Below are 5,423 nucleotides of genomic sequence, written 5' to 3'. Positions count from 1 at the left end.
ACGCTCTTGCATGAACCGGATTTGATTATCTTAGATGAGCCTTTCAGCGGTCTGGACCCTGTTAATACTGAAATCCTGAAGGAAGTCATTATTGAGGAGAAAAAGCGCGGAGCGACGATTATCTTCTCGGATCATGTCATGACAAATGTGGAAGAGCTGTGCGATGATGTCCTGATGATTCGTGACGGGCAAGTGGTTCTCAATGGCGATGTACAGGCAGTCCGCAACCAATATGGAAAAACTCGTCTTTTCGTCTCAAGTGACCTGTCTCAGGCTGAATTAGAAGCCCTGCCTCATGTTGTCAAAGTGACGCAGACCAAGCAAGGAATCTGGAAATTGATTTTGGACGACGAAACAGCTGGTCCTGAATTGTTTGATCGCTTGACTCAGGGAAGCTATGTGGCAACTTTTGACCAGCAGGCACCGACAATTGATGAAATTTTCAAATTAGAATCAGGGGTGGAAGTATGAAGCAAATGTTAATCGTAATCAAAGAAACCTACCTGCGTCATGTCAAGTCTTGGAGTTTTGTCTTTATGGTCTTGTCTCCTTTTCTCTTTCTTGGGCTGAGCTTGGGGATCGGTTATCTTCATGGAAGCTCTATGGCTTCCTCTCAAAAGGTAGCAGTCCTGACCCAGCTTGATTCTGTCAGGGAAGTTTTAAGAGTTGAAGATCAGTTGACCTTTCATTACAAAGATGAAGCCGCAGCTAAGCAGGCTGTAAAAGATAAGAAAATCGCAGGTTATCTGACGATTGAGGAAAGAGATGGACAGCTTTCTGCCACCTACTATGCAGAAACCAGTATGAATGTTGCAACGAAAATGGCTCTGTCCAATTCCCTTATCCAGGTCCAGCAGGCTTTAAACTTGGCTCAGGCCGAATTATCAGATGAGCAGAGTCAGATTCTTGCGCGGACAGTCCAGTTTGAAGAAAAAATTGATGAAAATAAAGAAGGCAAGAAGATGGTTCAGACCTTTGCTGCAATAGGACTGGGCTTCCTACTCTATATGATTTTGATTACTTATGCCAGCATTACTGCCCAAGATGTGGCCAGTGAAAAGGGCACAAAAATCATGGAAGTCATCTGCTCCAGCATTAAGGCGACCGATTATTTCTATGCCCGTATGATTGGGATTTTTGCAGTGATTCTTAGTCATCTAGGCATTTATGTGCTTGGTGGACTAGCAGCCTTTCTCTTTGCGGACAGCATTCCTCTTGTATCCCAAGTCTTGAAGAGTAATCCAGCCATTCAGCAGTATATTGGAGAAGCTGTGTCTTTGAATACCCTAGCTTTTGTAGCTGTTAGTATCTTTATGTATGTTGTCTTGTCGGCTTTTCTTGGTTCAATGGTGGCACGAGCAGAAGATACAGGAAAAGTCCTTTCGCCAGTTATCATGCTCATTTTAGTCGGCTTCATGGGAGTTTCAGCTTTGGGGGCAGCAGGAGATAATTTGATTTTGAAGGTTGGTTCTTATCTTCCTTTCATCTCAACCTTTTTCATGCCTTTCCGAGCTATCAATGGTTATGCGACGAGCTTGGAATCTTGGATTTCTCTAGGAATTACAGCCGCTTTTGCGATTATCATGACAGTCTTCATCGCGCGGATTTACTCCAGCCTTGTCCTGCAGACAGATGATTTGGGAGCTTGGAAGACCTTCAAACGTGCTTTAAAATATAAATAGTTCACAACTTCACTGGAGTCATCTGGTGAAGTTTTTTAGATTATTCTTATTTGGTTCGGCAGTTTCATTCACAACTGCAAAAGCTTCATTAGAGTTTGGGTTTAGCTAGTGCTCATTTTTGATACTAAAAAAGACTGAATCTAGTCAGTCTTTTGTTTCTAATAACTATTTCAAGAGAAGTCTTGCTAATATCCTTGATAGAGAGAGTTTCATAGTCTTATTTAATAATCAGGCAATCAACAGCATCCAAGATTTGTTGGCGACTGACAATCTGCTTTTCTTCTTATTTGTTTCTGCTTTAAAGGATTTTTTCTAAAACAGTTTCTTGTGGCTTGAGTCCTTGTCGCTCGTAAAAGCGCACCGCACCGTTATTATCATTCCAGACGTTAAGAGTTAGATTATAGCAGCCGATTTCTTTGGCATATTTTTCAGCAAAGTCAAAAAGCTGCTCACCGATTTTTTGGCCACGAGCTTGCTCATCTACACAAAGATCCTCAATGAAAAGGGTTTTGATAGGATTGAGAACGGGGCTGGTGGGTTCTTTGATGGAGCAGAAGAGATGGCCTAGAAGTCTGCCCTCTTCATTTTCATAAACGAAAATAGGTGTATGCTCTTGCGCCATCAGTCTTTCCAGTTCTTCATCGGTAAATTTTCTTCCTTTGTCCTTGAAAATATCTGGCCTCACCTGATGGTGGACCAGCAGAATTTGCTGGAGGAAACAGTTTAATACAGGAATATCTTGAGGAGTTGCTTGACGAATAGGCATTTGGACCTCCTTTATATGATGGTGGCTAGCTACTGTTGTCAATAGTCCATAATCATCTTTGCTTATTATTAGCCTACAAATCGAAATAGGGCAGAAAACGAACAAATTCAGCTTGGAAATTGCTCCAAATTGAAATTCGTTCGTTTCAGATCTTTTATATTATCTCTTTGACCAAGTCTTTGGTAAAAAGAGCAGAAGGATTGGATAGATTTCTAAACGTCCTGCAATCATGGTAAGAGAAAACAGGACTTTAGAAAATGGGCTGTAGATAGAGAAACTATCAGTCGTCCCAATCATGGGACCGATATTATTAATACAACTTAGCACCGCACTTACAACAGTCATAAAATTATTATTGTCCATACTGATAATGAAAATCAAGCTAACTATAATCAAAATATAAACTGCTAAATATTTCAGCACCTTGTGTTGCGTGTCTTTGTCTACAACAGTTCCATTGACATGCATCGTTAGGACCCGATTTGATGAAAGGGTGGAGAGAATTTGATTCTTGGCGATACGAGCGATAATGATCCCTCGAATAAGCTTGAAACCACCGGCAGTTGACCCAGCCGATCCTCCGAGACACATAAGAATAAGGAGGATGACTTGCGCAAAAAGTGGCCACTCAACAGTATCACCATAACCAAAACCAGTTGTAGTAATGATATTCGATACTTGGAAGAAAGAGATTTCCACACTCTTAGCAAATCCATCATAGAGATGGGCAATATTAAAGGCAATCAAGGCTGTTGAAATAAAGACAATCCAGAGATAGCTTCGCAGTTCTTCATCGCTAAAGCAGGTCTTGAATTTGCGGATTAGGAGGTAGTAATAGAGGTTAAAATTGACACCGAATGTCAGCACTCCAAAGCTAACCAGATAAGTAATAAGCGTGCTATTATAATGTGCTATTCCATCGTTGTAGACGGTAAAACCTCCAGTCCCAGCAGTTCCCATAGCAATCACTAGACTATCATAGAGTGGCATGCCTGCCAGATAGTATAGCACAGCAAAGAGAGCAAAGAGGGCCAGATAGATGATATAGAGAATCTGCGCAGTATTTTTTAATTTGGAAACGACTTTTCCGAAAACTGGACCAGGCACCTCGGCTTTCATGACTTCCAGATGGCCGTTCTTGGCATTGTCCATAATGGCTAGGGCAAAGACCAGCACTCCCATTCCTCCAATCAGGTGGGTAAAGCTGCGCCAAAAGAGCAGAGAATGAGAAAGAACAGAAACGTCATTTAAAATAGTAGCTCCGGTTGTTGTAAAGCCTGAGCTGACTTCAAAGAAAGCATCAATGATATTGGGAATCTGACCAGAAAAAACAAAGGGCAAGGCGCCAAAGAAGGACCAGAGAATCCAGCAGAGGGCAACAATCAGCACACCTTCCTTAGCATAAATATGGACATCTTTGGGCTTGAAGCAGCTGCCCAGTCCACCCAAAGCCAGTAAAATAGCCATAGTGGAGCCGATTGCGATAAAAATATGCAAGGGCTCACGGTAAATAAGTGCAACGATGGTCGGCACAATCAAGAGTGCGGCCTCAATTAACAATAATTTTGAGAGTAGATAGCGAATCATAGACTTGTTCATGGAACTACCCCTCTAATAAATCATAGATTTTGGTAATATTGTGAATCAAGGTTGTTACGATAATCTTATCACCGACTTGAAGAGAGTCATCTCCAGTTGGGAAAATTGCTTTTCCTTGACGAATAATGGCAGCAATCAAGATACCTTTTTTCAATTTAAGCTGAGCCAAGGGACGACCGGTCATCTTATTTTCTTCCTTGATTTGGAATTGCAATGTCTCGATTTGGCCATTAGCCACATGGTGCAGAGCTTCAAGGCTTGAAAATTGAGCATTGTAACGTCCGCGGATAAAGTGCATAATAGCATCTACAGCGATTCCCTTTGGAGTAACGATACTTGCAAAATCTTGCTTGTCAATAATTTCTAAGAGACTGGTCCGATTGACTTTGGTGATATTTTTTTGGACACCAAGATTGTTTAAGAACATGGATGTAATGATATTTTCTTCATCGACCCCAGTTAGAGTAGCTACAGCATCATAATTAGTGGCACTTTCTTCCAGCAGAATATCCTTAGCAGTACCATCTCCATGGACGACATAAACTTCAGGAAATTCCTGACTGAAAAATTCAGCACGTTCACGGTTAGTTTCGATAACCTTAAGGTCAATTTTACTATTTTTGAGGATGCCGAGAAGATAGTAGGCAATTTTTCCTGCACCAATAATCATCAGACTTTTTACGACTCTTGGACGGACTTGATTGTGGAAAAGCATGATTTCGAGGCGATTTCCAGTTACAAAGATCTTATCATTTACCTGAAGGGTGAAGTCGCCATCTGGAATCATCAGCTTGCCATCTCTTTCAATAGCACAGACGATGATATTGCCAAATTTTTTTCTAAAATGTGAGATGTTCATATGACAGAGATGGCTGTCATCTTTAATTTTGAACTCCATGAGTGCAACTCGCCCGTTAGCAAAGTTTTCTACAGAAAGAGCATTTGGAAAATCAATGATATTAGCAATGTAGCGAGCAGCCAGAAGCTCAGGGTTCACCACAAGAGAGAAACCTAAGATATTTTTCTCCTTGAAGTAGATGTTTGAGTATTCTGGATTCCGTACGCGGACAATCGTTTCTTTTGCCCCCATTTTCTTGGCTAGTACAGCAGCTACCATGTTTACTTCATCATATTCTGTTATAGAAATAAAGATGTCACAATGCTCCACATCAGCTTGCTCCAACATTTTGAAGTTAGCGCCATTTCCGACAATACCAATAATATCATAGCGTTTAGTGATATGGTTCAAAACGGCTTCGTTTTGTTCAATTAAGACGACATCGTGTTTTTCAGCAACTAAAGAGCGACAAAGAGCCGTTCCGACCTTTCCGCCTCCAACTACTATAATTTTCATGAGATACCTCCCGAATATGTAT

5 protein-coding genes are annotated in these 5,423 nt (G+C 41.2%); 2 read left to right on the top strand and 3 right to left on the bottom strand.

Features of this window, described 5'->3' with window-relative positions:
- Positions 1-471, top strand: a 471-nt coding sequence (locus STRDD04_RS11330; RefSeq protein WP_231853866.1) for an ABC transporter ATP-binding protein, incomplete at its 5' end; no start/stop codon positions are given.
- Positions 468-1,682, top strand: coding sequence for an ABC transporter permease (locus tag STRDD04_RS02180; RefSeq protein WP_062198958.1), 1,215 nt, complete (start codon positions 468-470; stop codon positions 1,680-1,682). The genes STRDD04_RS11330 and STRDD04_RS02180, both read left to right, overlap by 4 nt.
- Positions 1,683-1,980: 298 nt before the next feature.
- Here the strand turns inward: STRDD04_RS02180 and STRDD04_RS02175 are convergent, their stop codons facing one another.
- The 3 genes from STRDD04_RS02175 to trkA all read right to left on the bottom strand — a co-directional run bounded on the left by STRDD04_RS02175 (position 1,981) and on the right by trkA (position 5,401).
- Entirely contained in the window at positions 1,981-2,448 is a 468-nt protein-coding gene (locus STRDD04_RS02175) for a GNAT family N-acetyltransferase (protein WP_062198956.1), read from the bottom strand.
- A 159-nt stretch (positions 2,449-2,607) separates the two neighbouring features.
- Positions 2,608-4,047 (bottom strand): TrkH family potassium uptake protein, encoded by a 1,440-nt coding sequence (locus tag STRDD04_RS02170; protein ID WP_062198954.1) that lies wholly within the window; start codon positions 4,045-4,047, stop codon positions 2,608-2,610.
- Between the two features lie 4 nt (positions 4,048-4,051).
- Positions 4,052-5,401, bottom strand: a complete 1,350-nt coding sequence (trkA, locus tag STRDD04_RS02165) for a Trk system potassium transporter TrkA (RefSeq protein WP_062198952.1) — start codon at positions 5,399-5,401, stop codon at positions 4,052-4,054.
- Positions 5,402-5,423 lie beyond the last annotated feature (22 nt).

It is taken from the genome of Streptococcus sp. DD04 (assembly GCF_001578725.1).
Lineage (GTDB): Bacteria > Bacillota > Bacilli > Lactobacillales > Streptococcaceae > Streptococcus > Streptococcus sinensis.
This window is presented reverse-complemented; position numbering and strand designations above follow the sequence as displayed.